The organism is Achromobacter sp. UBA4530, from assembly GCF_002388205.1.
Classification (GTDB): domain Bacteria; phylum Pseudomonadota; class Gammaproteobacteria; order Burkholderiales; family Burkholderiaceae_B; genus Achromobacter; species Achromobacter animicus.
This window is the reverse complement of the sequence record NZ_DGMA01000032.1, coordinates 81,638-108,591: the sequence shown is the minus strand read 5'-3', so window position 1 is coordinate 108,591 and position 26,954 is coordinate 81,638. Positions and strand designations below refer to the sequence as shown.

General features: G+C 64.6%; 25 protein-coding genes. 16 read left to right on the top strand and 9 right to left on the bottom strand.

Annotated elements, in window-relative coordinates:
* Positions 1–94 precede the first annotated feature (94 nt).
* Positions 95–1,501, bottom strand: a complete 1,407-nt coding sequence (gene gltX / locus B2W22_RS23500; protein WP_279974955.1) for a glutamate--tRNA ligase — start codon at positions 1,499–1,501, stop codon at positions 95–97.
* Positions 1,502–1,635: 134 nt separating this feature from the next.
* Between gltX and B2W22_RS23495 the strand changes: the two genes are divergently transcribed.
* On the top strand, positions 1,636–4,074 hold the full coding sequence (locus B2W22_RS23495; protein WP_175125499.1) for a GNAT family N-acetyltransferase: 2,439 nt from the start codon (positions 1,636–1,638) through the stop codon (positions 4,072–4,074).
* A 75-nt stretch (positions 4,075–4,149) separates the two neighbouring features.
* Here the strand turns inward: B2W22_RS23495 and B2W22_RS23490 are convergent, their stop codons facing one another.
* The 6 genes from B2W22_RS23490 to yjgA form a co-directional block, all read right to left on the bottom strand.
* Positions 4,150–4,842 (bottom strand): isochorismatase family cysteine hydrolase, encoded by a 693-nt coding sequence (locus B2W22_RS23490; protein ID WP_175125495.1) that lies wholly within the window; start codon positions 4,840–4,842, stop codon positions 4,150–4,152.
* 9 nt (positions 4,843–4,851) lie between these two features.
* On the bottom strand, positions 4,852–5,688 hold the full coding sequence (locus tag B2W22_RS23485) for an ABC transporter permease (RefSeq protein WP_286939715.1): 837 nt from the start codon (positions 5,686–5,688) through the stop codon (positions 4,852–4,854).
* 3 nt (positions 5,689–5,691) lie between these two features.
* Entirely contained in the window at positions 5,692–6,507 is an 816-nt protein-coding gene (locus B2W22_RS23480) for an ABC transporter ATP-binding protein (protein WP_056564409.1), read from the bottom strand.
* Complete coding sequence (locus B2W22_RS23475; RefSeq protein ID WP_414632015.1) at positions 6,507–7,511, bottom strand: ABC transporter substrate-binding protein; 1,005 nt, start codon at positions 7,509–7,511, stop codon at positions 6,507–6,509. Before B2W22_RS23475 ends, B2W22_RS23480 begins: the two co-directional genes overlap by 1 nt.
* Positions 7,512–7,893: 382 nt before the next feature.
* Positions 7,894–8,568 (bottom strand): alpha/beta hydrolase, encoded by a 675-nt coding sequence (locus B2W22_RS23470; RefSeq protein WP_175125489.1) that lies wholly within the window; start codon positions 8,566–8,568, stop codon positions 7,894–7,896.
* A 19-nt stretch (positions 8,569–8,587) separates the two neighbouring features.
* On the bottom strand, positions 8,588–9,139 hold the full coding sequence (gene yjgA, locus B2W22_RS23465) for a ribosome biogenesis factor YjgA (protein ID WP_175125487.1): 552 nt from the start codon (positions 9,137–9,139) through the stop codon (positions 8,588–8,590).
* 58 nt (positions 9,140–9,197) lie between these two features.
* Here yjgA and pmbA point away from each other — a divergent pair, with 58 nt between their 5' ends.
* The 12 genes from pmbA (at position 9,198) to erpA (ending at position 20,369) form a co-directional block, all read left to right on the top strand.
* On the top strand, positions 9,198–10,562 hold the full coding sequence (pmbA, locus tag B2W22_RS23460; RefSeq protein ID WP_175125485.1) for a metalloprotease PmbA: 1,365 nt from the start codon (positions 9,198–9,200) through the stop codon (positions 10,560–10,562).
* 196 nt (positions 10,563–10,758) lie between these two features.
* The gene (locus B2W22_RS23455) at positions 10,759–11,853 is read left to right on the top strand and encodes a TRAP transporter substrate-binding protein (protein WP_286939712.1); all 1,095 of its coding nucleotides are present in this window, start codon (positions 10,759–10,761) and stop codon (positions 11,851–11,853) included.
* A gap of 254 nt (positions 11,854–12,107) precedes the next feature.
* Positions 12,108–13,262 carry an ABC transporter substrate-binding protein gene (locus B2W22_RS23450; protein ID WP_175139118.1) on the top strand — a complete coding sequence of 385 codons (1,155 nt, stop codon included), beginning with the start codon at positions 12,108–12,110 and terminating at the stop codon, positions 13,260–13,262.
* 168 nt (positions 13,263–13,430) lie between these two features.
* Positions 13,431–14,312, top strand: a complete 882-nt coding sequence (locus B2W22_RS23445; protein ID WP_286939711.1) for a branched-chain amino acid ABC transporter permease — start codon at positions 13,431–13,433, stop codon at positions 14,310–14,312.
* Positions 14,313–14,315: 3 nt separating this feature from the next.
* Positions 14,316–15,191, top strand: a complete 876-nt coding sequence (locus tag B2W22_RS23440) for a branched-chain amino acid ABC transporter permease (RefSeq protein ID WP_105237282.1) — start codon at positions 14,316–14,318, stop codon at positions 15,189–15,191.
* Positions 15,184–15,972, top strand: a complete 789-nt coding sequence (locus B2W22_RS23435; RefSeq protein ID WP_286939709.1) for an ABC transporter ATP-binding protein — start codon at positions 15,184–15,186, stop codon at positions 15,970–15,972. The genes B2W22_RS23440 and B2W22_RS23435 overlap by 8 nt, the downstream gene beginning before the upstream one ends.
* A gap of 55 nt (positions 15,973–16,027) precedes the next feature.
* Positions 16,028–16,738, top strand: a complete 711-nt coding sequence (locus B2W22_RS23430; protein WP_175139116.1) for an ABC transporter ATP-binding protein — start codon at positions 16,028–16,030, stop codon at positions 16,736–16,738.
* A gap of 290 nt (positions 16,739–17,028) precedes the next feature.
* Positions 17,029–17,457 (top strand): 50S ribosomal protein L13, encoded by a 429-nt coding sequence (gene rplM, locus B2W22_RS23425; RefSeq protein ID WP_056564379.1) that lies wholly within the window; start codon positions 17,029–17,031, stop codon positions 17,455–17,457.
* Between the two features lie 9 nt (positions 17,458–17,466).
* Complete coding sequence (rpsI, locus tag B2W22_RS23420; RefSeq protein ID WP_008163098.1) at positions 17,467–17,859, top strand: 30S ribosomal protein S9; 393 nt, start codon at positions 17,467–17,469, stop codon at positions 17,857–17,859.
* A gap of 195 nt (positions 17,860–18,054) precedes the next feature.
* Positions 18,055–19,119 carry an N-acetyl-gamma-glutamyl-phosphate reductase gene (gene argC, locus B2W22_RS23415; RefSeq protein WP_175125472.1) on the top strand — a complete coding sequence of 355 codons (1,065 nt, stop codon included), beginning with the start codon at positions 18,055–18,057 and terminating at the stop codon, positions 19,117–19,119.
* A gap of 42 nt (positions 19,120–19,161) precedes the next feature.
* Positions 19,162–19,911, top strand: coding sequence for a DUF6776 family protein (locus tag B2W22_RS23410; RefSeq protein WP_175186499.1), 750 nt, complete (start codon positions 19,162–19,164; stop codon positions 19,909–19,911).
* An 86-nt stretch (positions 19,912–19,997) separates the two neighbouring features.
* The gene (gene erpA, locus B2W22_RS23405) at positions 19,998–20,369 is read left to right on the top strand and encodes an iron-sulfur cluster insertion protein ErpA (protein ID WP_063951957.1); all 372 of its coding nucleotides are present in this window, start codon (positions 19,998–20,000) and stop codon (positions 20,367–20,369) included.
* Between the two features lie 159 nt (positions 20,370–20,528).
* On the opposite strand, the gene B2W22_RS23400 is transcribed toward erpA, so the two are convergent.
* A complete protein-coding gene (locus B2W22_RS23400) occupies positions 20,529–21,662 on the bottom strand; it encodes an anhydro-N-acetylmuramic acid kinase (protein WP_286939706.1) in 1,134 nt (377 codons plus the stop codon).
* An 87-nt stretch (positions 21,663–21,749) separates the two neighbouring features.
* Entirely contained in the window at positions 21,750–23,159 is a 1,410-nt protein-coding gene (locus B2W22_RS23395; RefSeq protein ID WP_175125466.1) for a M23 family metallopeptidase, read from the bottom strand.
* Positions 23,160–23,415: 256 nt separating this feature from the next.
* Here B2W22_RS23395 and tyrS point away from each other — a divergent pair, with 256 nt between their 5' ends.
* The 3 genes from tyrS to glyA all read left to right on the top strand — a co-directional run bounded on the left by tyrS (position 23,416) and on the right by glyA (position 26,902).
* On the top strand, positions 23,416–24,645 hold the full coding sequence (gene tyrS, locus B2W22_RS23390) for a tyrosine--tRNA ligase (RefSeq protein ID WP_175125464.1): 1,230 nt from the start codon (positions 23,416–23,418) through the stop codon (positions 24,643–24,645).
* 71 nt (positions 24,646–24,716) lie between these two features.
* Entirely contained in the window at positions 24,717–25,370 is a 654-nt protein-coding gene (locus tag B2W22_RS23385; protein WP_175125462.1) for a YbhB/YbcL family Raf kinase inhibitor-like protein, read from the top strand.
* Positions 25,371–25,651: 281 nt separating this feature from the next.
* Positions 25,652–26,902 (top strand): serine hydroxymethyltransferase, encoded by a 1,251-nt coding sequence (gene glyA, locus B2W22_RS23380; RefSeq protein ID WP_175139111.1) that lies wholly within the window; start codon positions 25,652–25,654, stop codon positions 26,900–26,902.
* Positions 26,903–26,954 lie beyond the last annotated feature (52 nt).

Below are 26,954 nucleotides of genomic sequence, written 5' to 3'. Positions count from 1 at the left end.
ACCCTGCCGAGACCGTCGCGGGTTTGTGGCGTTATCTCTCAAGGGTGTCAGACACCTGGGCAGTAGGCTTTCGGAGAGTGTCTGACACCCGGATTCAAATCGCCGACAGCCGCTTGAGCACGGTTTCCTTGCCCAGCAGTGCCAGCACCGCATCCACCGCAGGCGTCTGCGTCTGACCGGTGACCGCCACGCGCAGCGGGATGGCCAGTTGCGGCATCTTCAGCCCGCGGTCGGCCAGCACGCCCTTGATCAGCGCGGACAGCGCTTCGCGCGTCCACTCCGAATCCTGCGCGCGCTGCGCGAAATCGGCCAGCGCCTCGCGGGCCGGCGCGGTCAGGTGCTGTTCGGCCAGCTCCGCCGGTGCGCCCTTGAATTCGCCGCAGAACAGCATGGCGCCGTCGGCCAGTTGCTCCAGCGTCTCGGCGCGGTCCTTCAGGAGGCCCATGACGCCCGGCAGGTCGATCTGCTCGGGATAACCGCCGCGCGTCGCCACGCGCGTGGCGACGCGTTCGGCCAGTTCGGCGTTGTCCATCTGCTTGATGTAGTGGGCATTGACCCAGTTCAGCTTCTTGGGATCCCACTGCGACGCGGACTTGGACAGATGCTTGGTGTCGAACCACGACACGAGCTGGTCGCGCGAGAAGAGCTCGTCGTCGCCGTGGCTCCAGCCCAGACGGGCCAGGTAGTTGATCATGGCTTCGGGCAGATAGCCCTCGTTGTCGTACTCCATGACATTGACCGCGCCGTGGCGCTTGGACAGCTTTTCGCCGTCCGGGCCCAGGATCATCGGCACGTGGCCGTATTCCGGCAGGGTGGCGCCAAGCGCGCGCAGGATGTTGATCTGGCGGGGCGTGTTGTTGACGTGGTCGTCACCGCGCAGCACGTGCGTGATGCCCATGTCCCAGTCGTCGACCACGACGCAGAAGTTATAGGTGGGCGTGCCGTCCGGACGCGCGATGATCAGGTCGTCGAGTTCGGTGTTGTCGAAGCTGATCGTGCCCTTGACCATGTCGTTCCAGGACGTGGCGCCATCCTGGGGATTCTTGAAGCGCACCACCGGCTTGCGGCCTTCGGGGATGGCGGGCAGCGTCTTGCCGGGTTCCGGGCGCCAGGTGCCGTCGTAGCGCGGCTTGTCGCCGCGGGCGCGGGCGGCCTCGCGCATCGCTTCGACTTCTTCGGGCGAGCTGTAGCAATGGTAGGCGGTGCCGGCTGCCAGCATCTGGGCCACGACTTCGCGGTACCGGTCCATGCGCTGCATCTGGTAGAACGGGCCCTCGTCTGGCTGCATGCCCAGCCATTCCATGCTGTCCAGAATGGCCTGCACCGCTTCCGGCGTGGACCGCTCGACGTCCGTGTCCTCGATGCGCAGCACGAAGGTGCCCTTGTGGTGGCGCGCGAAGGCCCAGGAGAACAGCGCGGTGCGCGCGCCGCCCAAATGCAGGAAACCGGTGGGCGAGGGCGCGAAGCGGGTGCGAATGGGAGTAGTGGCGTTGGAAGTCATAGGTGGCAGTGTTAGCGGCTGCGGCGCCACAAAGCGGCGTCGGGCAGTGTCCTCATCAAGCGGACAGCGGGCTTGTCTTGATACGATGAACGCTATTTTAGATTAGTGTGAACAGGCCCTGGCCCGACCTCCCCATGTTGAGACACGCTCTTGCGCCGATGTTCGAACCCGCCTCGCTGGTGATCGTGGCCGATCGGCCGCTGCCCGCGGCAAGTTCCCTGTCTCCCTCCCTGAAGACAAAGACCACGGTTGTCGCCGTCGAACCCGGCGCAGCCCCCGACCTGCCGGACAGGCTTGAAGGCCTGGCCCAGGGCGACCGGCCTGATCTGGCCCTGGTTTGCGTGTCGCCTGCCGTGCTGCCCGAAACGCTGCGCCGCCTGGCGCCGTTGTCGCCCCGCGCCGTGATCCTGCTGCCGCACGAACTGCCCGACCCGTACCCGCGCGGCACGCTGGCGTTGTGCCGGGCCTGGGCCGAGGAAAACCACTGCGAACTGCTGGGGCCGCGCTCCTTCGGCGCGCAGCGGCCGCACGCGGGCCTGAACTTCAGCCAGCACCCGGTTCTGGCGCGCAGCGGCCGCGTGGCGCTGGTGGCGCAGTCGCGCTCCATCATGGCCGCCGTCATGGACTGGGCCGAGGACGTGCACATCGGCTTTTCCACCGCCGTGTCGCTGGGCGACGAGGCTGTGGTGGGCCTGCCCAAGCTGCTGGACTACCTGGCCAGCGATCCGCGCACGGACAGCATCGTCCTCTACCTGGAAGACGTCGGGCCCGCCCGCGAGTTCATGAGCACGCTGCGGGCCGCGGCCAGCATCAAGCCGGTCATCGTGCTCAAGGCCGGCCGCTCCGATGCCGACAGCAGCGACGCCGTTTTCGATGCGGCGCTGCGCCGGGCTGGCGCGGTGCGTGTGCGCTACTTCGTGCAGCTCTTCTCGGCCGTGAAGGTGCTGGGCTACACACGCCGCCCCAAGGGCCGCCGGGTGGCGCTTATCTCCAACGGCAGCGGACCCCCGCAGCTCGCCATGGATCTGATCGGCCCCGACGCCGCCGTCCTGCGCGCCGACCTGGCGCCCGCCACGCAGCGCGCGCTGGCCGAGATGCTGGAGCCCGACGCCGGCACCGCCAACCCCGTCATCACCTATCTGCCGATGACGCCCGAGCGCATCCGCGCCATGCTCGAGGCCGTCCTGGACGACGCCGGCGTGGACGGCGTGCTGGTGCTGCTGGCGCCCGACGCCTTGGCCGACATGCCCGCAGTGGCGCGCGAATTGGCGCAGATCGCGCCGTCCGCCAAGAAACCCGTGGTGACCTGCTTCATGGGCGATGCCGGCATGCGGCCGTTGCGGCGCATGCTGGACGATGCGGGCACGTCGGCGTTCCGCACGCCCGAGTCGGCCGCGGACGCGTTCGGCGTGCTGGCGTCGCACCACTACAACCAGCAGTTGCTGTTGCAGACGCAGCCGCCCGAACCTGCCAGCCACGTGCCGGACCTGGCGGCGGCGCGCGAAATCGTTGCGCGCGTGCGCGCCGATTGCCGGCGCGAACTGAATACTGCTGAAATCCGCACGCTGCTGGGGCTGTTCTATGTGCCGTTGTCCGACGCGGCCGCACCATCGGCAGCCGACGCCGAATCACGGCCCATGGCGATCCGCGTGCGTCGCGATCCGCAATTCGGCCCTGTCATCCGCTTTGGCGCGGGCGGGCCGGACGCGGTGCTGTCGCTGGCCGAGCGCGGCATGGACTTGCCGCCGCTGAACGGCTATCTGGCGCGCCAACTCATCGAGCGCAGCAGGCTGTGGCGACGCGTGCTGGCCCCCCGGGTCGGCCACCTGGCTGCCGAGGCGCTGCAGCAAACCTTGGTGCTGGTGTCCGAGCTGGTGTCGGAACTGCCCGACATCGAATCCCTGGACATCGACCCGCTCTATGCGGGCGAAACGCATCTGCGCGCCGGCGGCCTGCGCATGACGCTGACCGATACGCCGGGCTGCGCTTCGCCGCAGACCACGGGCTACCCGCACATGGCGATCCACCCGTATCCGGCTCGGCTGGTGCAGGTGCGCCGGTTCGATGACGGCATCCCGTGGGTGCTGCGCCCGATCCGCCCCGAAGACGGCGAGGCGCTGCAGGAATTCATTCGCGGCCTGTCGGAGCGGTCGCGCTACATGCGGTTCGTGTCGATGATGCGCGAACTCACGCCGCGCATGGTGTCGCGCTACACGCAGGTGGACTATCACCGCGAACTCGCCCTGGTGGCGGCGACGCAGGTGCCCAATCCCGCCAATCGTGGCCATCCGCGCGAGGTGCTGGTGGGCTTTGCACACTACCTGCGCAATCCCGACGGGCGGGGCGCGGAATACGCGCTGGTGATCGGCGACGACTGGCAACGGCGCGGGTTGGGACGTCAGCTCATGACCGCGCTGATCGACGCCGCGCGCGAGCAGGGTCTGGAATACATCGACGGCCTGGTGCTGTCGACGAACCGGCCCATGCTGGCGCTGATGACCAGCCTGGGATTCACGAACGATCGCGATCCCGAGGATCCGACGATGCGCCGGGTCTGGCTGGACCTGGGCTGAGTCTGATTCAGGATCCGGGTCTGGACCTTGGGCTGGGCCCGGGTCTGGACCCGTCACCCGTCGCGCCGGGACGCTTCAGGCGGTCCGGCGCGACGGCTGCGCGGGTTTGAGCCGCGCGGCCGCTTCGTCCACCGACAGGACGTCGCCGAAAAACAGCATCCAGCCGTGCAGTGCGTTTTCGTGTTCCGCCGGCGTCACCGCGGCCAGCGCGTCGTCGATCATGATGGTCCGAAAGTCCCGCATCATTGCGTCGCGCGCGGTGGATTCGCAGCACACATTCGTGACGGTGCCGCATATCAACAGCGTATCCACGCCCAGCCCGCGCAGCAGCGGTTCCAATTCCGACGAACCCGGCGCCATGGCGCTGTAAAAGCGCTTGACCACGCGCGGGTCCGTGGCCTGCGCGTGCAGGTCCGGATGCAGCGCAAAGCCCGGCGAGTCGCGCCGCAGGGTCTCCAGGCGGCGGGCGCTGCGTTCGGGCGTGAGCATCACGCCATGATGATGCGACCAGAACACGTCCGCGTTGTCCGACGCCGTCTGCACCCACACCACGACCCCGCCCGCATCGCGCACGGCGCCGCACAGGCGGTTGATGGGGTCGATGATCTCGCGCGCGGGGGCGCATTCGCCCTGATAACCCGGCATCACGAAATACTGCTGCATGTCGATCACCACCACCGCGGTGCGCGCGGCCGGCAGTTCGTCATAGGGATGCAGGCAGCCCTGACGGGCCACGACGCGATCCTTCACCCAGTGGGGGAATTCCATGCTTCCTCCTTAGCCGTAACGCCGCGCCACGGCGGACTCGACGCGGTAGATGATGAGATACATGACGCTGGAAATCAGCGCCAGCATCACGATGGCGGTCATGACGATGTTCAGCTTGAACACCTGGCTGCCGTTCATGATGAGAAAGCCCAATCCCGAATCCGCCGACTGGAACTCGCCCACGATCACGCCCACCAGCGCCAGGCCGATGTTCATCTTCACGGCCGCGATCATCGTGGGCACGCTGCCCGGCAGTACGACCTTGGTCAGCACCTGCCAGCGGCTGGCGCCGAAGGTGTGGGCAAGCTTCACCTTGTTCAGGTCGATGCCGCGGAATCCCGCGTATACGACCATGATGGTCACGAACACCGCAATGGCGACCGCCATGCCGTAGACCGCGTAATCGGAACCCAGCCACAGATAGAAGATCGGCACGAATGCGATCTTGGGCATGGCGTTGGCCACCACCAGGAAGGGGTCCAGCACCTTGTACAGAAAGTCGGACCACCACAGCGCCGCCGCCACCACGATCCCGATGCCCATGCTGAGCACAAAGCCGACCAGCGTCGCCGACAGCGTCGTCATGATGTGCTTGCCCAGGCTGCCGTGGTTCCACAGTTCCAGGAACGTGGGCCACAGCGCGCTGGGATAGCTGGTGAGCAGCGGATTGACGATGTGCATGCGCGGCAGGATTTCCCACGCGCATAGAAAGACCACCAGCAGCAGTGCCTGGGCCACGCGGATGTTGCGGCGGCGCGCGCGGTCGCGGCGCAGGTAGTTCAGGTATTTCTCGCTGGGGCCGGGCACGGCGCGCAGCGGAACGGTATTGGCAATCGGCGCGTTCATGGATCAGCCCTCCACGTGAACATCCAGCTCGTCCCAGAGCTGTTTGAAGTAGGTGTTGAACTCCGGCCGCGAGCGCGCCTGGAATGGCGTGGGGCGGACCTGGCCGTCGCCGTAATGAATGCGGTACTGGCTCTTTAAACGTCCCGGCCGGCGCGACAGCACGATCACGCGGTCGGTCATGGCGATGGCCTCGCCGATGTCGTGCGTCACCAGCACCACCGTCTTGCCTTCGCGCCGCAGGATGTCCACGACTTCGTCGGAAATCGCCAGCCGCGTCTGCGAATCCAATGCCGAAAACGGTTCGTCCAGCAGGATCACGTCGGGCTCGGTGACCAGCGTGCGCGCCAGCGCCGCGCGTTGACGCATGCCGCCGGACAGCTGCCGCGGCGTGTGCGACAAAAACGCGCCCAGGCCGCATTTTTCAAGCAGGTGCACGGCGCGCGCCTCGCTGCGTGCGTCGCGCCGCCCCTGGATCTCGGCGCCCAGCATCACGTTGTCCAGGATGGTGCGCCACTCGAACAGATAGTCCTGCTGCAGCATGTAGCCGATGCGGGCATTCGGCTTGGTCACCGCCTGCCCGTCGACCAGCACCGCGCCCGAGGTCGGCGGAATCAAACCCGCGATCAACGACAGCAGCGTGCTCTTGCCACAGCCGCTTTGCCCGATCAGGCTGACGAACTCGCCCGGCGCCAGACTGAACGAGACGTTGGACAGCGCCTCGGTCTCGCCTTCCGGCGTGAAGTACGAAAGACAGACCTCGCGCAGTTCGATCTTGGCCGTCGCGGGCGCCGGCTTCAGGTTATGGATGGCGGCGCCCATCATTGCGCCTTCCTGGCAAAGTCGGCGATCACCACGTCCTCGTACTTGACGCGGGCGGTGTCCTTCATCACGGCGCTGGCCACCAGCATGTCCTGCAGTTGCGTCATCGCCTGCGCGGTCACCAGCGGCGTGGTCTTCCAGATCTGATATTGCTTGTAGCGTTCGATCGCCTCGGTCACCGCGGCCTGGTCCATGCCGGGAAAGAAGGTCATGATCTGCGGGGCCAGCGTGGCGGCGGGCGTGTCCTTCACGTATTTCTCGGCGCGCGCGACCACGTCGGTCCAGGCCTGGATGACCTTGGGGTTGTCGCGGATGTATTTGTCGGTGGCGGTGAAGACCGTGTAGTCCACCTGGCCCACTTCATGTCCCACGGATGCGACGATGTGCCCCTTGCCGTTGCGCACCAGCTCGCCGGCCTCGGGCTCCAGGAAGATGCCGTATTCGCCCTGGCCCGCCATCCAGGCGCCGGCTCGCGCGGGGATGCCGATGTTGTTGAGCAGCTTCACGTCCTTTTGAGGATCCAGGCCATGCTTGCGCAGCGCGGTCTCCAGGAACACGATGGGATTCGATCCCGGGCGAAAGCCGATCACTTCCTTGCCCTTGAGCATGGACCAATCGAACTTGTCGACCGGCTTGCGCGACAGCAGGAAAAAGCCGTCCGTGGCGGTCAGGCCGGCAAAGATCTTGGGCTTGACCGGTGATTCGCTGTTCTGCACGTAGATGGACGCCTCGGGCCCGATCAGCACGATGTCCGCGCTGCCCGACAGCAGGGCGGTCATGCCCTTGTCGGTGCCTTGCGAGGTTTTCATGGACACGTCCAGGCCGGCGTCCTTGAAATAGCCCTGCGATAGCGCGACATACTTCGGCACGTAAAGGATCGATCGCACCACTTCTTCGTAGCGCACCTTCACGGGAGGGTTCAGGGCTTCGGCCTGAGCGGCCAGAGGGGCAAGCAGCGCGAGCAGCGCCGCGCCTGCCAGGCGGGGCAAGGGCAAGGTCTTCACGGGACTTTCTCCTGCGTCTTGAATGCGCCGACGGATCGGCGCAACACGGCCAATGGGATGGATCGACTGCAACAACAGGGAAGCCCGAACAGAGAAGGCCCGGGCCGGTAAGGCTTGGATCGAATACTATATTCAAGACAAGGAGGCGACAAGCGTTTTGAGATTGGCGTTTTTCTCTATGGACGCAAGCATTCCGAGCCGGGACAATGCGAGGCTGGAATACCAGTTGGTATACAAAATAAGATTTTGAGCCGCTTCAGATTTGAATCGTGACGGGGCAGGGCTCATCCCATCGTAGGCGCGCAATGCCGGCGCGCCCATCAGCCAGGAACACGAGCCGCGTCTTGCACGCCGCCCGTCGTCGTTCCTGGCCCGTGCTGCGCTAGACCAGCACTTCGTTCAGGAAGTCCGAAATGTCCGCCACTTCCTCGGCGCAGACCGAGTGCGGCATCGGGTACGTGTGCCAGCGCACGTCGTAACCCAGGCGCTTCAATTCCGCCAACGACGCTTCAGCGCGCGCCAGCGACACCACTGGATCGTATTGGCCATGCGCCATGAAGATAGGCGTGGCATTGTTGGCGGGCTGACGCTCAGCTTCGGCCGTGTCCAGCAGCGGCAGATAGCCAGACAGCGCCATCATGCCGGCCAGCTTCTCTTTCAGGCGCAGACCCGTGTGCAGGGTCATCGCGCTGCCTTGCGAGAACCCTGCCAGCACGATGTTCGACGTCGGGATGCCACGCGCGTTCTCGCGCGCGATCAGTTGGTGGATGGCGGCTTCCGAGGCGCGGATGCCGCGGCCGTCTTCCACGCGCACCAGATCCATCACCAGGATGTCGTACCAGGAACGCATCGACATGCCGTTGTTGATGGTGACCCGTTGAACCGGCGCATTCGGAAACACGAAGCGCACGCCACGCCCGGCGGGCAGGCGCAGTTCCGGCACGATGGGCGCGAAATCGTTGCCGTCGGCGCCCAGGCCGTGCAGCCAGATCACGGCGTGCGTGGGGTTGGGAGCGGTTTCGATCTCGATGCAGTCGAGCAGGTCGGGTGCGGTCATGGGCGGGCCGTAGGGAATATCAGAGGGTAAGGGTCTTGAGCGCCTGGAACAGCGCGCGATAGTGCTTTTTCTGCGGCTCCTGGCCCTGCAGCAGCGATGCGTTGGCCAGCTTTTCCTTGCGCGCGGCGCGGATCAGCGTGCGCAATTGCTGCACGTCGGCCTGCGGGTTGTTGGTCAGGAGGCGGGTCAGGGCGTCGTCGTCGTCGAGCAGGCGGTCACGCAGCCCCTCAAGGCGGTGCATGGCGGCCGTTTCCTCGCGGGAGCCGTTCTCCCAGACGTCGAGCTGCTTGCGGATGACGTCAGCCGGCGCGTCGCGCATCAGCTTGCCCACGAAGTGAACCTGACGCCGCAAACCTTCGCGGCCGGTGGTGCGCTGGGCCATGCGGATGGCCTCGTACAGCCGTTCTTCGAGCGGCAGTTGCTTCAGACGTTCGGGCGACAGCGCGATCAATTGCTTGCCCAGGTCCAGCAGGGCGTGCATCTCACGCTTGACCTGGGACTTGCTGGGACGGTCGTAGCCGTTCTCGTCGTAACCGTCGTCGACGGAATCTTCTTGGGGATGGGAATTCATGGAAAACTGCGCAATGACAGACTTGGCTATGATAACCGTCTCTGCAAATTGGACTGCAATGGTTAAAACCTCCTCATCCTTGCCGCTGGCGGCGAATCACGCGCGTTTTTCCGAACTTGTCGAACAAACCCTGGCCTACGCGCGCCAGATTGGCGCTTCCGACGCCGCCGCGGAAGTCTCCGAAAGCCTGGGACTGTCCGTCTCGGTCCGCAAGAACGACATCGAAACCGTTGAGCAGACGCGCGACCGGGCGCTGGACCTGACGGTCTACGCCGGCCAAAGCCGCGGCTCCGCGTCGACGTCCGACTTCTCCGAGGCCGCCCTGCGCCAGACGGTCGAAGCCGCCTGGCACATCGCCCGCCATACCGCCGCCGACCCGGCCGCCGGCCTGCCCGACGCCGACCAGCTGGCCACCGAATTTCCCGATCTGGACCTGCACCGCGCCTGGACCGTCTCCACCGAGGAAGCGGCCGAACTGGCGCTGCGCGCCGAGCGCGCCGCACGCGAGGTCGATCCCCGCATCACCAACACCGACGGCGCCACGGTTGGCACGTACGAAGGCCAGTTCGTGATGGGCAACACGCGCGGCTTCCTGGGCGGCTACCCGTATTCGCGCCACAGCCTGTCGGTTGCGCCCATCGCGGGCCGCGGCAACGGCATGCAGCGCGACTACTGGTACACGTCCGAGCGCGATCCGGCCAAGATGGCTTCGCCCGAAGCGATCGGCCGCTACGCCGCCGAACGTACGCTGTCGCGCCTGTCGGCCCGGCGCGTGCGCACCGGCAAGTTTCCGGTCCTGTTCGAGGCGCCGCTGGCGCTTGGCCTGGTCGGCGCGCTGACGCAGGCCGTCAACGGCGGCGCGCTGTACCGCAAGGCCAGTTTTCTGGTGGATTCGCTGGGCAAGCCGCTCTTTCCCAAGCACATCAATCTGGTCGAAGATCCGCACATCCGCGGCGCCATGGGCAGCTCGCCGTTCGACGACGAAGGCGTGCGCACGCGCCGCCGCAACGTGGTGTCGGGCGGGGTGCTGGAAGGCTATTTCCTGTCGTCCTACACCGCCCGCAAGCTGGGCATGACCACCACCGGCAACGCCGGCGGCTCGCACAACCTGGTGTTCAGCTCCACGCAGACCCGCCGCGGCGACGATTTCGAAGCCATGCTCAAGAAGCTCGGCACGGGCTTTCTCGTCACCGAACTGATCGGGCAGGGCGTCAACTACGTGACGGGCGACTACTCGCGCGGCGCCTTCGGCTATTGGGTCGAAAACGGCCAGATCCAGCATGCCGTGCAGGAAGTCACCATTGCCGGCAACCTGGCCGACATGTTCAAGCAGATCGTCGCGATCGGCGCCGACACGATCTCGCGCGGCACAAAGACCACCGGCTCGATCCTCATCGAGCAGATGGCAATCGCCGGAATCTGATCCCGCGAGCCGGCGGCGCGCAATGCGCCGCCGGGTTCCTGCATTTGTCCGCTTGGCAATCCCCCCGCATGGCAATCCCGCGCATTGCAACCCCTTTACGCTCGGGATTTCCTCTAGCCGTTCCGGCCATTGCCACCGTGTAATATCCGGCGGGTATTGCTCAAAGTCCCGGGTGTTGCCGTATAGGAGCAAAGTGATGCAACGACGTTCATTCCTGAAGCGCGCCAGCCTGGGCGCCGTCGCTGGCGCCGCCGTCAGTGCGCCCGCGTTCGCCCAGGACATGCCCTCGGTGAGCTGGCGCCTGTCTTCAGGCTTTCCCAGCGCCCTGGACCTGCGCGTCGGCGCCGCCGAAAACTTCTGCAAGTTCGTTGCCGAATCCACCGGCGGCAAGTTCAACATCCGCCACTTCCCCGACGGCGAAGTCGTTGCCGCCGCCGACCTCATGGAAGCCGTGTCCACCAAAAAGGTGGAGTGCGGCCACGTCTCCTCGCGCCTCTACTACGCCAAGAATCCCGCGTTCAGCTTTGACGCGGCTGTGCCGTTCGGCCTGAATGCGCGCCAGATGAACGCCTGGATGAGCGAAGGCGAGGGCCTGCGCCTGACGCGCGAACTCTTCAAGCCCGAAAAGATCATCAACTTTCCGCTGGGCAACACCGGCGCCCAGATGGGCGGCTGGTACGTCAAGGAAATCAAGCGCACCGGCGACCTGAAAGACCTGAAGATGCGAGTCGGCGGCTTGGCCGGCGACGTGCTGTCCCGTCTGGGCGTTGTCCCCCAGCAGGCCGATCTGGCCAAGCTGGCCGAGCTCTTCGAAAAAGAGGGCCTGCAGGCAGTGGCGGGGGCGGGCGCGTATGAAGATGCCAAGCTTGGACTGAATAAAGTAGCTAAGTATTACTACGCACCTGGTTGGTGGGCAGGCGGCGAACAGCTGTCGCTCTATATCAACGACGAGGTCTGGAACCAGTTGCCCAAGCACTACCAGGCCGTCGTGCAGTCCGCCGCGCTGGCTGCGCACACCTCGGCAACGGCGCGGTTCGATGCCCTCAATCCGCAGGCGCTGGCGCAATTGACCGCGAATGGCGCACAAGTGCGCGCATTCCCCCGGTCAATCATGGACGCCGCGTTTGAAGCATCGCAGCAGGTCTACAAGGACTTGAGCGCCAAAGACCCCAGATTCAAGGCATTGCATGATAGTTACATGGGCTTTCGCGACAGCGAGATGCCGTGGTTTCGCCTGACCGAAGGCGCGTTCGGCCAGTACCTGGGCGTGGCGCTGTCGGCCAGGAGTTAGGAGGAAGCCGGTGCCGAATGGCATTCGGTGAGTTTCAGGGTTTGTGCTAGTAACCACACGTTTTTTACAAAAAAATGGGCGGTTTTGAGGCTTTTGTTGAACGGCATTCGAGTTTCGGCCTGATACAAAGGAGTAATATCCCGGGTCTTGACGCGCATACATGCGGCCTTTAGGCGGCATCGACGTCAATCCGGCAGGATTACATCAGCCCGGATTACCAATATTCCGAGACAGACTTTAAGGTGGTAACAACCATGCAATCCAAGACCAAAAAGCTGCTGGCCGCGCTGATCGCCGCCGGTATCGTCCCGGCCGCCAACGCTGCCGACATCAAGCTGGGCGTGGCTGAAGCCCTGTCCGGCGGCGCCGCCCAATACGGCGTGTCGATCCGCAACGGTTTCCAGCTCGCTGCCGATGAAATCAATGCCGCAGGCGGCATCAACGGCAACAAGATCGTCCTGGTGATCGAAGACGAACAAGGCAAGAAAGAAGAAGCCATCAACGTCTTCAAGAAGCTGATCTTCAAGGACAACGTCCTGATGGTCTTCGGTCCCACCCTGTCGAACTCCGCCCAGGCCGCCGACCCGGTCGCCCAGGCCGCCAAGACGGTCGCTTTCGGCACCTCCAACACTGCTGACGGCATCACCTCCATCGGCAACTACGTGTTCCGCAACTCGGTCACCGAAGCCGACGTGCTGCCCGCCACCATCTCCACCGTCAAGGCCAAGACCGGCCTGAAGAACGTGGCGGTGCTCTACGGCAACGACGACGTCTTCACCAAGAGCGGCTACGACAACTTCAAGAAGGCCCTGGAAGACCAGAAGATCCCGGTCACCACGACCGAAACGTTCGCCAAGGGCGACGTGGACTTCAAGGCCCAGCTCACCAAGATCAAGGGCACCAACCCCGACGCCATCGTGCTGTCCGCACTGCTGGCCGAAGGCGCCCCGATCATGGTCCAGGCCCGCCAACTCGGCCTGAACGTGCCGGTCATCGGCGGCAACGGCATGAACTCGGTCAAGATTTTCGACCTGGCCCCCGGCGGCGCGTCGAACAATCTCTGGATCGGCAGCCCGTGGTCGATCGAGAACAAGGCCCCCGAGAACGTCAAGTTCATCGACGCCTACAAGGCCAAGTTCACGAATGCCCCCGACCAGTTCGCGGCGCAGTCGTATGACGCCATGTACATCGTTGCCCAGGCCCTGAAGAACACCAAGATCACCGGCGAACTGGCCAAGGATCGCGCTGCTCTGCGCGATGCCCTGCCGTCCGTGACCTGGACCGGCGCCACCGGCCCGTTCAAGTTCCGCCAGGCCACCGACCGCGCCGGCAAGCCGGCCGGTTACGACGCCGACCAGGCGCCGATCGTCAGCGTGACCAAGGACGGCAAGTACGTCATCGAGAAGTAAGCAGTACGCATCCCCGCGCGGGGGGATGCGCCTTGCGGATGGCCTGCCGGCCGTCTGCAAGGCGCTTTTTATCGCAGGGCCGTCCCAAGTAAAAAGCTTCCCCGGAAGCAGAAAAGACCTCGCTGTGGGCACGGCGAGGTGGCCCTCTCAGATCTGGAAAGTCCCATCATGTTCGAACAACAATTCGTCAATGCCTTGTCGCTGGGCTGTGTGTATGCACTGTTCGCGCTGGGCTTCACGCTGATCTTCGGCGTGCTCGGGGTGATCAACCTGGCGCATGGCGCCGTCTTCATGGTTGGCGCCTACGCAGCACTTGTCGTGGTCCAGCAGTTCAGCCTGCCCTTGTGGGCCGCGCTGATGGTCGCGTTCTTCGTCGCCGGCTTCACCGGGGTCATCATCGACTACCTGGTCCTCAAGCCGCTGCGCAAGCGCAACGCACCCCACCTGATTCCCATGATCGCCACCATCGGTGTCGGCATCATCCTGAACAACGGCGCCCAAAGCATCTTTGGCGCCAGCAACCTGCGCTTCCCGCACGGCACCGTGCCCGAGGAAGTCATCGAAATCGCCGGCCTGCACCTGACCGTCATCGAACTGGGCATCATCTTCCTGTCGTTCGCGCTGATGGCTGTGCTGATGTACGTCATGCGCCGCACGCAGTTCGGCCGCGCGCTGCGCGCCATTGCCGAATCGCCCAAGGCCGCCTGGCTGCTGGGCATCAACGTCGAAAAGCTGTTCATCACCACCTCGTTCGCCGCGGCCGCCCTGGGCGGCGTGGCCGGCGTGCTGATCGGCCTGTACTCGAACGCGCTGTTCCCGCTGATGGGCCAGCCGATGCTGCACAAGGGCATCGCGGTCATCATCCTGGGCGGCATGGGAGACATTCGCGGCGCCATGCTGGGCGGTCTCTTCCTGGGCTTCGCCGAGGTGCTGTCCGTGGCTTACATCGGCTCCACCATGCGCGACGCGGTGGCTTTCGGCCTGCTGTTCCTGATCCTGCTGGTCCGCCCGCAAGGTCTGTTCGGCAAAGTGGTTCAACGCAAGGCTTAAGGTATGAGCGGATTCGAAAATTTCTGGGCCATCTACGGCAACCTGGTGCTGACGCTTGGCACCAATGCACTCCTGGCCCTCTCCATCTGGCTGACGCTGGCCTGCGGCATGCTGGCCATGGCCAACGCCGCCTTCATGGGCATCGGGGCGTACACCGCCGCGCTGCTCACCATGAATTACGACGCTCCGTTCACGGTGGCGCTGGCTGGCGGCATGGCCGCGCCCGCGCTGGTGGCGGCCTTGATCGGCCTGCCGACGTTGCGGCTGTCCGGGGTCTACCTGGCGATGGCCACGCTGGGCTTCGGTGAAGTGGTCCGCGTGACCATCCTGAACACCGAGTCCATCACCGGCGGCGCGCTGGGCCTGAACGGCATCCCGCAACTCACGCAGTGGTGGCACGTCCTGTTGGCCGTCATCATCGTGCTGTTCGTGCTGTGGCGCGTGCGTGCTTCCAAGATCGGCCGCTCCTTCGACGCCATCCGTGGCGACGAGACGGCGGCGGGCCTGATGGGCATCAACGTGCGTTCGAACAAGATGCTGGCCTTTGTTGCCGGCGCCATGATCGCCGGCCTGGCTGGCGCGTTGAACGCGCACCTCACGTTCTTCATCGGTCCCAACGAATACGGCTTCGACCGTGGCGTCGAAATCCTGACGATGGCGATCCTGGGCGGCATCGGCGGCCTGGCCGGTCCGGTGATCGGCAGCTTCATCATTACGGTGCTGCCTGAATTGCTGCGCGGATTTGCGGATCTGCGCCTGATCGCGAATGGAGTGATTCTGGTGGTGATTGTGTTGTTCCTGCCGCAAGGCATCTGGGATCCGGCGCGCTTCAAGCGCTGGATGCGTCAAAGCCGCCAGGGAGGGAAGCGTCATGCTTGAGCTGTCCTCCGTCTCCAAGAGCTTTGGCGGCCTGCATGTGCTGCATGACGTCAGCCTGTCCGTGCCCGAAGGCGCCATCTTCGGCCTGATCGGCCCGAACGGCGCCGGCAAGACCACGGTCTTCAACCTGATCACCGGCCTCTTGCCGCCCAGCGGCGGCACCATCACGTTCCAGGGCGAAAGCGTCCTGCGCAAGAAGCCGCACAGCATCACGCGCATGGGCATCGCCCGCACGTTCCAGAACATCCGTCTGTTCAAGGAAATGACGCTGCTGGAGAACGTCGTCGTGGGCGCCTACCGCCACATGAACTACGGTTTCCACAGCCTGCTGCTGGGCTTGCCCGGCTACCGCGAGCACGAGCAGCGCGCCCGCGAACGCGCACATGAACTGCTGACGTGGATGCGCCTGGATCACAAGGCCAACGATCTGGCCGACAACCTGTCCTACGGCGAACAGCGCCGCCTGGAGCTGGCGCGCGCGTTGGCCACCGAGCCCAAGCTGCTGCTGCTGGACGAACCCGTCGCCGGCATGAACACCGGCGAACGCGCCGAACTGATGCGCGAGATCCTGGCGATCCGCGACCGCGGCTACACCATCCTCATGATCGAGCACGACATGCGCTTCGTCATGGGCTTGTGCGAACGCATTGCGGTGCTGAACTTCGGCAAGATCATTGCCTGCGGCGGTCCCGAGGAAATCCGCAACAACGAGCAGGTCATCGAGGCTTACCTGGGCCGCGAAGACGACGAAGACACCGAACAAGCGGAGGCCGCCAAATGAGTCGCCGGGCCGCTCCCAAGACGAATACCGCAGCGCGACGCGCGGAGGCTACACAATGAGCGCCATGCTGGAAGTCCGCGGACTCGAGGTCAACTACGGCCACATCGAAGCCGTGCGCGGCATCGACCTGGACCTGAACGCCAACGAAATCACCGCCCTGGTCGGCGCCAATGGCGCCGGCAAGTCGACCACGCTGCTGGCGCTGTCGGGCCTCTTGCCCAAAGCGCGCGGCCGCATCCTCTTCGAGGGCGAAGACGTCACCAACCTCGCGCCGAACCAGCTGGTCGCGCGCGGCATCGTGCAGGTGCCGGAAGGGCGGGCCATCCTCACCACCATGACGGTGCTGGAAAACCTGGAACTCGGCGCCTATCGCCGCGGCCTGAAGAACGTCGCCACCGATCTGGAATACGTCTTCAACCTGTTCCCGCGCCTGAAGGAACGGATCAATGGCATGGCCGGCAACCTGTCCGGCGGCGAACAGCAGATGCTGGCCATCGGCCGCGCCTTGATGGCCAAGCCGCGCCTGTTGCTGCTGGACGAACCGTCGATGGGCCTGGCGCCGATCGTGGTCCAGGAAATCTTCCGTTCGCTGCGCGCCATCAATGCCGACGGCCTCACGCTGTTCCTCGTTGAGCAAAACGTGCGCCAGGCCTTGAAGATCGCGCAACACGGCTACGTGCTTGAAAACGGCGCGTTGGCGCTGAAGGGCACCGGCCGCGAACTGCTGGGCCATCCCCGCGTCCTGGAAGCCTACCTGGGCGCCTGACGAGGCAGGGGGCATTATTTGTCCCCTTATCCAAATTGCGGCTGCCGTCTGGTGGCGGCCAGCCGCAAGTCACCCGAATTCTTTCCGCTTGCCCATTTTTTGAGCAACCGTGTTAGAATTTCAGGCTTTCCCTCATTTTGACCTTTGCACGGGCGGATTCATAACGCTTAGGCGGGGGGCGATTAAGGGCTGCAGTTTGTGGCCAAAGTGCTGCAATACGCGACCTAGTTTGGGAAAGAACACTGGCGGGATGTTCCGGCCAGAGCAAATTTTTATTCTTAGGAACCATCATGAAGACCTTTGTGGCCAAGCCGCATGAAGTCCAACGTGACTGGTTTGTGATCGACGCCAAGGGCAAAGTCCTCGGTCGTGTGGCCAGCGAAGTCGCACGTCGTCTGCGTGGCAAGCACAAACCTGAATTCACGCCTCACGTTGATACCGGTGACTACATCGTCATCATCAACGCGTCCGATATCGTTGTTACCGGTGCCAAGGCGAAGGACAAGAAGTACTTCCGCCACACGACGTACCCGGGCGGTATCCGTGAAACGAACTTCGAGAAAATGCAAGAGCGTTTTCCCGGCCGTGCCATTCAGAAGGCCGTCAAGGGCATGCTGCCCAAGGGTCCTCTGGGCTACGCCATGATCAAGAAGCTTAAGGTCTATGCCGGTGCCGAGCACCCGCATACCGCCCAGCAGCCCAAGACGCTGGATCTCTAAGGAAACGCCATGATCGGTAACTGGAATTACGGAACCGGCCGTCGCAAAACTTCGGTGGCTCGCGTTTTCATCAAGAAGGGCACTGGCAAGATCGTCGTCAACGGCAAGCCCGTCGACGAGTTCTTCGCTCGTGAAACCGGCCGTATGGTCGTGCGCCAGCCGCTGGAACTGACCGGCCACCTGGAATCGTTTGACATCAAGGTCAACGTGCACGGCGGCGGCGAAACCGGCCAAGCCGGCGCAATCCGTCACGGCATCACGCGTGCCCTGATCGATTACGACGCCACGCTGAAGCCCTCGCTGTCGCAAGCTGGCTTCGTCACGCGCGATGCCCGTGAAGTCGAACGTAAGAAGGTCGGCTTCCGCAAGGCGCGTCGTCGCAAGCAGTTCAGCAAGCGTTAATGCCCTGCAAAAAAGCCCGCTTCGGCGGGCTTTTTTGTTTTTGGGCCGGCAATGCGTCATCGCCGGCCCCGCGCGGAACTCCGCGCCACCCGCCCGGTCGGAAAAAAGGTTTGCAGTGCCAAATCCGGCACGCCGGTGCAATCCGCCGTTTCCCGAGCGATACAATCGTCATTCGTTCTCCGAAGAGCATCCATCATGGCCCAAGCATCGAACACCCGCATCAAGGTTGGTATCGTCGGCGGCACCGGATATACCGGCGTCGAACTGCTGCGCTTGCTGTCGCAGCATCCCAACGTGGAACTGACTGCCATCACGTCCCGCAAGGAAGACGGCCTGCCCGTCGCCGACATGTATCCCAACCTGCGCGGCCGTGTGAAGCTTGCCTTCTCGGCCCCGGAAAAGGCCTCGCTGACCGACTGCGACGTCGTCTTCTTTGCCACGCCGCACGGCGTGGCCATGGCGCAGGCGCAAGAGCTCATCGCCGCCGGCACCCGAGTCATCGACCTGGCCGCCGACTTCCGCCTGCAGGACATTCCCACGTTCGAGCGCTGGTACAAGATTCCCCATACCTGCCCGGACATCCTGGCCGAATCGCAATACGGCCTGGTCGAACTGAACCGCGAAGCCATCTCCAAGGCTCGCGTCATCGGCAACCCCGGTTGCTACCCGACCACGGTGCTGCTGGGCCTGGCGCCGCTGCTTGAAGGCGGCAAGGCGCTGGTCGATACGCAAACGCTGATCGCCGACTGCAAGTCGGGCGTGTCCGGCGCGGGCCGCAAGGCAGAAGTGGGCTCGCTGTTCTCCGAAGCCTCCGACAACTTCAAGGCCTACGGCGTGGCCGGCCATCGTCACCACCCCGAGATCTCCGCCCAGCTCGAAAAGCTGGCCGGCGGCAAGGTGGGCCTGACGTTCGTGCCGCATCTGGTGCCGATGATCCGCGGCATGTTCTCCACCATCTATGCCCGCATCAAGCCCGAAGCGCGCGACACCGACTTCCAGGCGCTGTTCGAGCAGCGCTATGCCGACGAGCCCTTCGTGGACGTCATGCCTGCCGGCAGCCATCCCGAAACGCGTTCGGTGCGCGGCTCCAACAACCTGCGCATCGCGCTCAGCCGCCCGGACAACGGCGACCTGCTGATCGTCATGGTGGTGCAGGACAATCTGGTCAAGGGCGCCGCCGGCCAGGCGGTGCAGAACATGAACCTCATGTTCGGCATCCCCGAAACGGTCGGCCTCGACCAGGTCGCCATCCTGCCGTAAGGCCAGGGCGGCCCGCTCGGCGGGCCGCCAATATTGCTCTTTATGCCTGCAGATCCGTCAGTCAGTTCCCCGCCTCGCGCCCGTCATGGCGCCATCGTGCGTCTCTGCGCGATGCTGCTGCTGGGCGTGCTGGCGGGTGGCGCCGCCGGGTTCTTTCACGCGCGGCACCTCTACCGTCCGCAGGACGCCGTGGTCATCAGCGTCCAGCAGGCCGAAGCCCAGGACGAGGCCATGCGCCAGCAGGCCACGCAGCTGCGTTACATCCGCGGCCAACTCGATACCGCCGACGGCGAACTGGTCATCGAACGATCCGCCCGCCAGGAACTCGAAACCCAGCTCCACGCCGCGCAAGCCGAAGTCGGCCGCGTACGCGACCAGCTCGCGTTCTATGAGCAACTGCTGCCGCCCGGTCCTGAAGGGTCTGTGGACATCCGGGGCGTGCAGATCGACCGTGAAGGCGGCGGTCTGCGCTACAAGGTGCTGCTGATGCGCAGCGGCCGCAATGGCGGAACGCCCTTCGCGGGCGCCCTGCGCTTTCAGGCCACAGGCGTGCTCAAGGGCGAAACCGTCACCGTCGACCTCGCGCCCATGCAAGTCAAGGCTGAAACCGGTCCCGTCACGGCCACGGGCGAAAACCTGGCCGCCGCCTCGCTTGCCCTGCAGTTCGACCAATACCAGCGCAGCCAGGGCATCCTGGCCGTGCCCGAGGGATTTGTCCCCGAAAGTGTGACCGTTAGCGTCCTCGAGGGTGAAACCGTCCGCGCATCGCGCAGTGTCAAACTGGAACTTTGAGTCTGGTCAAGCCCTGCGCTATAGTGACACCATACGAGCGGCGACGCCGCTCACTGAAATATGGCCGATTCGGCCAGGAGTGAACCATGAATGCAGTGACCGAAACCGTCGACCTTCAGGCCCCCCCGCCTGTTCCCCTGGTGTTCACCGACTCGGCTGCCGCCAAAGTGAAAGACCTGTTGGCCGAAGAAGGCAACCCCGAACTGAAGCTGCGCGTATTCGTCCAGGGCGGCGGCTGTTCCGGCTTCCAGTACGGTTTCACGTTTGACGAAGTCGTCAACGAAGACGACACCGTGCTGGACAAGGACGGCGTGCAATTGCTCGTTGACCCCATGAGCTTCCAATACCTGGTCGGCGCCGAGATCGACTACAAGGAAGACCTGGAAGGCGCGCAGTTCGTCATCCGCAATCCCAACGCCAGCACCACCTGCGGCTGCGGCTCCTCGTTCTCGGTGTAATCGCCAAGGCAGGAAAGGAAAAAGCCCTTCGGTTTTCCGAAGGGCTTTTTGCATTGGGGCGGCGCTTGGCGCGCGGCGGGGATTCTGCGCGCGATGCGCTGCGTCCCTACGGTGGGCCTGGCACCAAGCCCAGATCGCCGCCTGGGCCTGATGCGGAGCTCAAGCCGGATACAGCGCTCCAAGTATCCTCGGGCCGCGTGCGCCGGTCACGCTGGGCAGGCCGGCTGGCTTGCCCTTTATGAACGCATGCGCCAGCCACGCAAATGCCAAGGCCTCCACCTGCTGCGCGGGCACGCCTAGCGCATCGGTGGGACGAACGGGGCGTTGCAGGCAATACGCCAGTTCCTGCATCAGGCCGGCGTTGTGCGCCCCGCCGCCGCACACAAAGACCTCCTGCGTCCCCGCCGCGGCCCGGTCGATCGCGTCGGCGACCGTCCTGGCGGTCAGCCGCTGCAGCGTCGCCTGCACATCTTGAGGGGCAGGCGCGGCACCGTCGAACTCCGCCAGTCGGGCGTCCAGCCACTGCATGTTGAACAGGTCGCGGCCCGTGGATTTGGGGGGCGGCAAACCGAACCACGGCTCGCTGCCGATCAGTTGTTCGAGCAGGGGCGCCAGCACCTGTCCCTTCGCGGCCCAGCGGCCGCCGGCGTCGTAAGGTCGGCCCAGATGGCGCTGGCACCAGCCGTCCAGCAACACGTTGGCTGGACCGGTGTCAAAGCCGCGCGCTGGCTGCCCCGGCTCAAGCAGTGTCACATTGGCAATGCCGCCCAAGTTCAGTACGGCGCGGCCGTGGCTGGCGCCGAAGATGGCGGCGTGAAACGGCGGCACCAGCGGCGCGCCCTGGCCGCCTGCGGCGACGTCGCGCGTACGGAAGTCGGCGATCACCGAAATGCCGGTCTGTTCCGCCAGCAGGGCAGGCGCGTTGAGCTGCAGCGTGTAGCCCAGGTCAGGTCGGTGCCGCACGGTCTGGCCGTGTGCCCCAATGGCGCTGACGTCGGCTGCGGCCACGCCGGCATCCGCAAGCAGCTTTGCCACGGCCTGGGCATACACGCGCGCCAGTGCATTGGCCGCGAGCGCGGCGCGGGCAAGCTCGTCGCCTCCCGAAACGTTCAGTGCCAGCAACTCCCGGCGCAGATTCTCCGGCATGGGCAGGCTGGCATTGGCCAGCACCTGCGGCGGTTGTCCGTCTTCGAGGCGGGCCAGCACGCCGTCGACGCCATCGACGCTGGTGCCCGACATCAGGCCGATGTAGAGCGGGCGACGGTCTTGCTGCAAGGGCAGGGTGGCATTCACGGGCGCCTCCAAATAAAAAAGGCGGCTGGGGCTTTTCGCCCCGCCGCCGCACCCGCTGCGCGCGGGCCTGTTTAGTGCGGACCTGCCTTAGCGGCTGGCCACGTTGGTCAGCGCGTCAGGCAGCGTCTGCTGGAATTGCGTCAGCAACTGGATCTGCTGCTTGTACGGTCCGACCGCCTGGTTGAACGCGCGGACTTCCGCGGGTTCGAGGGCGCGGGCTACGGGCAGGTCCACCGACAGCGGGTCGATGGGCTGGTTGTCGACGCGGAATTCGTAGTGCAGGTGCGGTCCGGTGGCCCAGCCGGTGGAACCGACATAGCCAAGCAGTTGGCCTTGCGAGACCTTGGAGCCCTTGGTGACGCCTTCGGCGATGCGGCTCTGGTGCGCGTACAGCGTCGAATACTTGCCGTGGTGCTTGACGATGACCACGTTGCCGTAGCCGTTCTGCCAGCCCGAGAATTCGACCGTGCCGTCCGCGGTGGAGTGGATCGGCGTGCCCGACGGCGCGGCGTAGTCGACGCCCTTGTGTCCCGTCCAGGTCTTGTGGATGGGATGCATGCGCATGCCGAACGTCGAGCTGATGCGGCTGAACTTCAGGGCAGTGCGCAGGAATGCGCCGCGCAGGCTGGTGCCGTCGAAGTCGTAATAGGAGCCCGACTTTTCGTCGGGGCTGAACCAGACGGCGTTGAAGGTCTTGCCGCCGTTGATGAATTCCAGGGCCAGCACGCGGCCAGCGCCAGCGTAGCGGCCGTCGTGCGAACGCACTTCGTAGACCACGCGGAATTGATCGCCTTGGCGCAGGTCGCGCAGGAAGTCGATCTTGGCGCTGAGGATGTCGGCCATTTGCATGGTGACCGAGTCCGGGATGCCGGCGGAGTCCGTGGCGCCGAAGAGCGAGGACTTGATGGTGCCGACTGCGACGCGGGTCTGGCGTTCGGTGCTTTCGGTGACTTCCTCGGCCTTGTAGCTGTCGCCGGACGGGGCCACGTGCAGCATGCGCGTCACGACCTGGCCGTCGGATTCATTGCCGGGAGTGTGGATGTAGCGCAACCAGACCAGGTTGCCCTGTTCGTCCGTGGCGGCCTGCACCGAGCGGCCCGGGTACAGCTTGTAGATGCTGCGGGCGCTGGCGTCGTGCGTCAGGAAGGATTGCAGGTTGGGGGCGTCGAGTTCCAGGCGCTGCAGCACTGCCGACAGCGTGTCGCCCGGACGGATCCGGGTTTCGCTGATGTAGGGGGCGGCGCTGGGGGTGCTGACTTCGACTTGCTCGGCGGTCAGCGGCAGAATGCTCTGGATGACGCGCGAGGGGGGGAGTTCGGTGCGGTCGGGTTGCTGCACCATGCCGAGAGCGGCGGCGCCTGCGAACAGACCAATTGCGGTGACGAGAAGCGTGCGGCGGAAAAGTCCCGAGCGATGGGGCTTGGGCTCAACGGGCGCAAATACGGCAGCGACTTTGCGCTTGAGGCCACTCGCCAGTTCGTGGAGGCCACGAGTCATCGTGAAAATACCCTCTCAGGTGGCTTGAACTCTCAGGGTGCGGTACACGAACGGCCCTCGCGCGCCACGTTTCCGGGGCAAGGGCTGGCGCGGGGCGCATCTTGTGAACAAGGGATGGTAGAGCGAACGCACCTGCGTACATATGGCAGTTGCGTATGATTAGGCCGGTATCCTAGCCGATTCGGCTAGAATTTACGATAGTTTTCGTCACTTTTTACACCTTTTTGTCGGCTGAAGCCGCCTTGGGCCCCCTGTCATGTCACCCACCGAAGCCCCCATCACCCCCGAAGTCGAAGCGGATCTGCGTATAGCCAAGCGCGGCTGCGATGAACTGCTGGTCGAGTCCGAATTCGCCCGCAAGCTGGCCAAGAGCCGCGCCACCGGCGTGCCGCTGCGCATCAAGCTTGGCCTGGATCCGACCGCGCCGGACATTCACCTGGGTCATACGGTGGTGCTGAACAAGATGCGCCAGTTGCAGGACCTGGGGCACAACGTCATCTTCCTGATCGGCGATTTCACCTCGACCATCGGCGACCCCAGCGGCCGCAACAGCACGCGCCCGCCGCTGACGCGCGAACAGATCGAGGCTAACGCCAAGACCTATTACGCCCAGGCCAGCCTGGTGCTGGATCCGGCCCGCACCGAGATCCGCTACAACTCCGAATGGTGCGATCCCCTGGGCGCGCGCGGCATGATCCAGCTGGCGTCGCGCTACACGGTCGCCCGCATGATGGAGCGCGAAGACTTCACCAAGCGCTTCAAGGGCGGCATCCCCATCTCGGTGCATGAATTCCTGTATCCGCTGATGCAGGGTTACGACTCGGTCGCGCTGAAGTCCGATCTGGAGCTGGGGGGCACCGATCAGAAGTTCAACCTGCTGGTGGGACGCGAGCTGCAAAAGGAATATGGACAGGAGCCGCAGTGCATCCTGACGATGCCGCTCCTGGTCGGGACGGACGGCGTAGAGAAGATGTCCAAGTCCAAGGGCAACTACATCGGCATTTCGGAGTCGCCCGATTCCATGTTCGGCAAGCTCATGTCGATTTCCGACACGCTGATGTGGCGCTACTTCGAGCTGCTGTCCTTCCGCTCGCTGGAGGACATCGCGTCGCTCAAGCAGGAGATCGACGGCGGCCGCAATCCGCGCGACGCCAAGGTCATGCTGGCCCAGGAAATCATCGCGCGGTTCCATTCGGCCAAGGCGGCGGACGACGCGCTGGCCTCGTTTGAGGCACGGTTCCGCGACGGCGCCATCCCTGACGACATGCCCGAAGTCAACATCGGCGGCGCGCCGGTGGGCATCCTGAAGCTGTTGCGTGAAGCGGGGCTGGTCGCTTCCGGCTCGGAAGCGCAGCGCAACGTCGAGCAAGGCGGCGTGCGCGTCAACGGCGATCGCGTAGAAGACAAATCGTTGCAATTGCCGGCCGGGACTTACGTCGTTCAGGTGGGCAAGCGCAAGTTTGCGCGTGTTAACTTGAACCCGTAAATGCGAAGTTTTGATACGCTCAGGGTACATACAAACGCCTGGCGCCTTTGCGGCATTTAAAGGAGCACGACATGGAACTTTCGAGTTTGTCTTTTTCCGATCACGAGTCGATTCCCGAACGCTATGCTTTCGGCAAGATCGATGCGCAATCGCACGTCGCGCTGGCAGACAACTGCAACCCGCAATTCTCCTGGGACGACGTCCCCGCGGGCACGCAGTCGTTTGCACTGATCTGCCACGATCCCGATGTGCCCTCGCGTCCTGACGACGTCAACCAGGAAGGCCGCGAAGTGCCCGCCGACCTCGCTCGTGTCGACTTCTTCCATTGGGTGCTGGTCGATTTGCCGGCCGACCTGCGCGAGATCGACGAAGGCGCGTTTTCCAACGGCATCACGCCGCGCGGCAAGGGCGGCCCGTTGGCCCCCATGGACGCGCGCCAAGGCATCAATTCCTATTCGTCGTGGTTCGCCAATGACCACGACATGAGCGGCGAGTACTTCGGCTACGACGGTCCGTGCCCGCCCTGGAATGATGCCCTGGTCCATCGCTACATCTTTACGCTGTACGCCCTGGACGTGCCCAGCCTGAACTTGCAGGGCTCTTTCAACGGCGAAGACGCACTGCGGGCCATTCAGAAGCATGTGCTCGCGCAAGCGTCGCTGACCGGCACCTATACGCTCAATCCGGCGCTGGCGCCCAAGCAAATCGGGGCCACGTCGGCCTGATCGACACCGCCATGTACGCAGGGCCGCCAAGCGCGGCCCTTTTTATTGCCCGCGCCCTTTGCATGAATCTTTCTCAAGTCGTCATGAGAGCCGTTTCCCGACCCGCGGCGATGCCGTGGTTTTCGCGCCCGTCCGCCGGAAATTGGGCCGGTTCGGGCCGTTTTGAGCGCAAATGATCCCGCTTGACGGGGTAAACTACTCAGCATTCTGCGGGTTTACCCGCCCGACGCCGTTTTCTTCTCTCTCGTTTTTTCCTTTTACCGCCTCAGGAAACCCCCGTCATGTTTGACCGCAACCTCACCTTGTCCAAGGCTGACCCGGACGTTTGGGCCGCCATCCAGAAGGAAGATCAGCGCCAAGAGCAGCACATCGAGCTGATCGCTTCGGAGAACTACGCCAGCCCGGCCGTCATGGAAGCGCAAGGCACGCAGCTCACGAACAAGTACGCCGAAGGCTACCCGGGCAAGCGCTACTACGGTGGTTGCGAATACGTGGACGTGGTCGAGCAACTGGCCATCGACCGCCTGAAGCAGATCTTCGGCGCCGAGGCCGCCAACGTGCAGCCCAACTCCGGCTCGCAGGCGAACCAGGGCGTATACATGGCCGTGCTCAAGCCGGGCGACACCGTGCTGGGCATGAGCCTGGCCGAAGGCGGTCACCTGACGCACGGCGCGTCGGTCAACGCGTCGGGCAAGCTGTACAACTTCATTTCGTACGGCCTGGATGAAAACGAAGTCCTGAACTACGAGCAGGTCGAACAGCTGGCCAAGGAACACAAGCCCAAGCTGATCGTGGCGGGCGCATCGGCCTATGCCCTGCATATCGACTTCGAACGCATGGCCCGCATCGCCCGTGAAAACGGCGCGCTGTTCATGGTCGACATCGCCCACTACGCGGGTCTGGTCGCCGGCGGCGCCTATCCCAACCCGGTTCCGCATGCCGACTTCGTCACCTCGACCACGCACAAGTCGCTGCGCGGCCCGCGCGGCGGCGTCATCATGATGAAGGCCGAGCACGAGAAGATCATCAACTCGGCAATCTTCCCCGGCATCCAGGGCGGTCCGCTGATGCACGTCATCGCCGGCAAGGCCGTGGCCTTCAAGGAAGCGCTGGAACCCTCGTTCAAGGACTACGCGCAGCAAGTGGTCAAGAACGCCAAGGTGCTGGCCGACACGCTGGTCAAGCGTGGCCTGCGCATTGTCTCGGGCCGTACCGAAAGCCACGTCATGCTGGTGGACCTGCGTTCCAAGGGCATCACGGGCAAGGAAGCCGAAGCGGTGCTGGGCCAGGCCCACATCACGGTGAACAAGAACGCCATCCCGAACGACCCGGAAAAGCCCTTCGTGACCAGCGGCATCCGCCTGGGCACGCCGGCCATGACCACCCGCGGTTTCACCGAAGCCGACGCCGAGCTGACCGCCAACCTGATCGCCGACGTGCTGGACAACCCGCGCGACGAAGCGAACATCGCCGCCGTGCGCGCCAAGGTCAATGAACTGACCTCGCGTCTGCCGGTGTACGGCAAGAAGTAAGCAGGTGCCCCGGACGCGGCCTGGCCGCTTCCGGGCAAAACCATACCAAGGG

Excerpts from the sequence above, each read along its gene's own strand:
- gltX (WP_279974955.1), bottom strand. The coding sequence starts at position 1,501 with ATGACTTCCAACGCCACTACTCCCATTCGCACCCGCTTCGCGCCCTCG.
- B2W22_RS23495 (WP_175125499.1), top strand. The coding sequence starts at position 1,636 with ATGTTGAGACACGCTCTTGCGCCGATGTTCGAACCCGCCTCGCTGGTG.
- B2W22_RS23490 (WP_175125495.1), bottom strand. The coding sequence starts at position 4,842 with ATGGAATTCCCCCACTGGGTGAAGGATCGCGTCGTGGCCCGTCAGGGC.
- B2W22_RS23485 (WP_286939715.1), bottom strand. The coding sequence starts at position 5,688 with ATGAACGCGCCGATTGCCAATACCGTTCCGCTGCGCGCCGTGCCCGGC.
- B2W22_RS23480 (WP_056564409.1), bottom strand. The coding sequence starts at position 6,507 with ATGGGCGCCGCCATCCATAACCTGAAGCCGGCGCCCGCGACGGCCAAG.
- B2W22_RS23470 (WP_175125489.1), bottom strand. The coding sequence starts at position 8,568 with ATGACCGCACCCGACCTGCTCGACTGCATCGAGATCGAAACCGCTCCC.
- yjgA (WP_175125487.1), bottom strand. The coding sequence starts at position 9,139 with ATGAATTCCCATCCCCAAGAAGATTCCGTCGACGACGGTTACGACGAG.
- pmbA (WP_175125485.1), top strand. The coding sequence starts at position 9,198 with ATGGTTAAAACCTCCTCATCCTTGCCGCTGGCGGCGAATCACGCGCGT.
- B2W22_RS23455 (WP_286939712.1), top strand. The coding sequence starts at position 10,759 with ATGCAACGACGTTCATTCCTGAAGCGCGCCAGCCTGGGCGCCGTCGCT.
- B2W22_RS23450 (WP_175139118.1), top strand. The coding sequence starts at position 12,108 with ATGCAATCCAAGACCAAAAAGCTGCTGGCCGCGCTGATCGCCGCCGGT.
- B2W22_RS23445 (WP_286939711.1), top strand. The coding sequence starts at position 13,431 with ATGTTCGAACAACAATTCGTCAATGCCTTGTCGCTGGGCTGTGTGTAT.
- B2W22_RS23440 (WP_105237282.1), top strand. The coding sequence starts at position 14,316 with ATGAGCGGATTCGAAAATTTCTGGGCCATCTACGGCAACCTGGTGCTG.
- B2W22_RS23435 (WP_286939709.1), top strand. The coding sequence starts at position 15,184 with ATGCTTGAGCTGTCCTCCGTCTCCAAGAGCTTTGGCGGCCTGCATGTG.
- B2W22_RS23430 (WP_175139116.1), top strand. The coding sequence starts at position 16,028 with ATGAGCGCCATGCTGGAAGTCCGCGGACTCGAGGTCAACTACGGCCAC.
- rplM (WP_056564379.1), top strand. The coding sequence starts at position 17,029 with ATGAAGACCTTTGTGGCCAAGCCGCATGAAGTCCAACGTGACTGGTTT.
- rpsI (WP_008163098.1), top strand. The coding sequence starts at position 17,467 with ATGATCGGTAACTGGAATTACGGAACCGGCCGTCGCAAAACTTCGGTG.
- argC (WP_175125472.1), top strand. The coding sequence starts at position 18,055 with ATGGCCCAAGCATCGAACACCCGCATCAAGGTTGGTATCGTCGGCGGC.
- B2W22_RS23410 (WP_175186499.1), top strand. The coding sequence starts at position 19,162 with ATGCCTGCAGATCCGTCAGTCAGTTCCCCGCCTCGCGCCCGTCATGGC.
- erpA (WP_063951957.1), top strand. The coding sequence starts at position 19,998 with ATGAATGCAGTGACCGAAACCGTCGACCTTCAGGCCCCCCCGCCTGTT.
- B2W22_RS23395 (WP_175125466.1), bottom strand. The coding sequence starts at position 23,159 with ATGACTCGTGGCCTCCACGAACTGGCGAGTGGCCTCAAGCGCAAAGTC.
- tyrS (WP_175125464.1), top strand. The coding sequence starts at position 23,416 with ATGTCACCCACCGAAGCCCCCATCACCCCCGAAGTCGAAGCGGATCTG.
- B2W22_RS23385 (WP_175125462.1), top strand. The coding sequence starts at position 24,717 with ATGGAACTTTCGAGTTTGTCTTTTTCCGATCACGAGTCGATTCCCGAA.
- glyA (WP_175139111.1), top strand. The coding sequence starts at position 25,652 with ATGTTTGACCGCAACCTCACCTTGTCCAAGGCTGACCCGGACGTTTGG.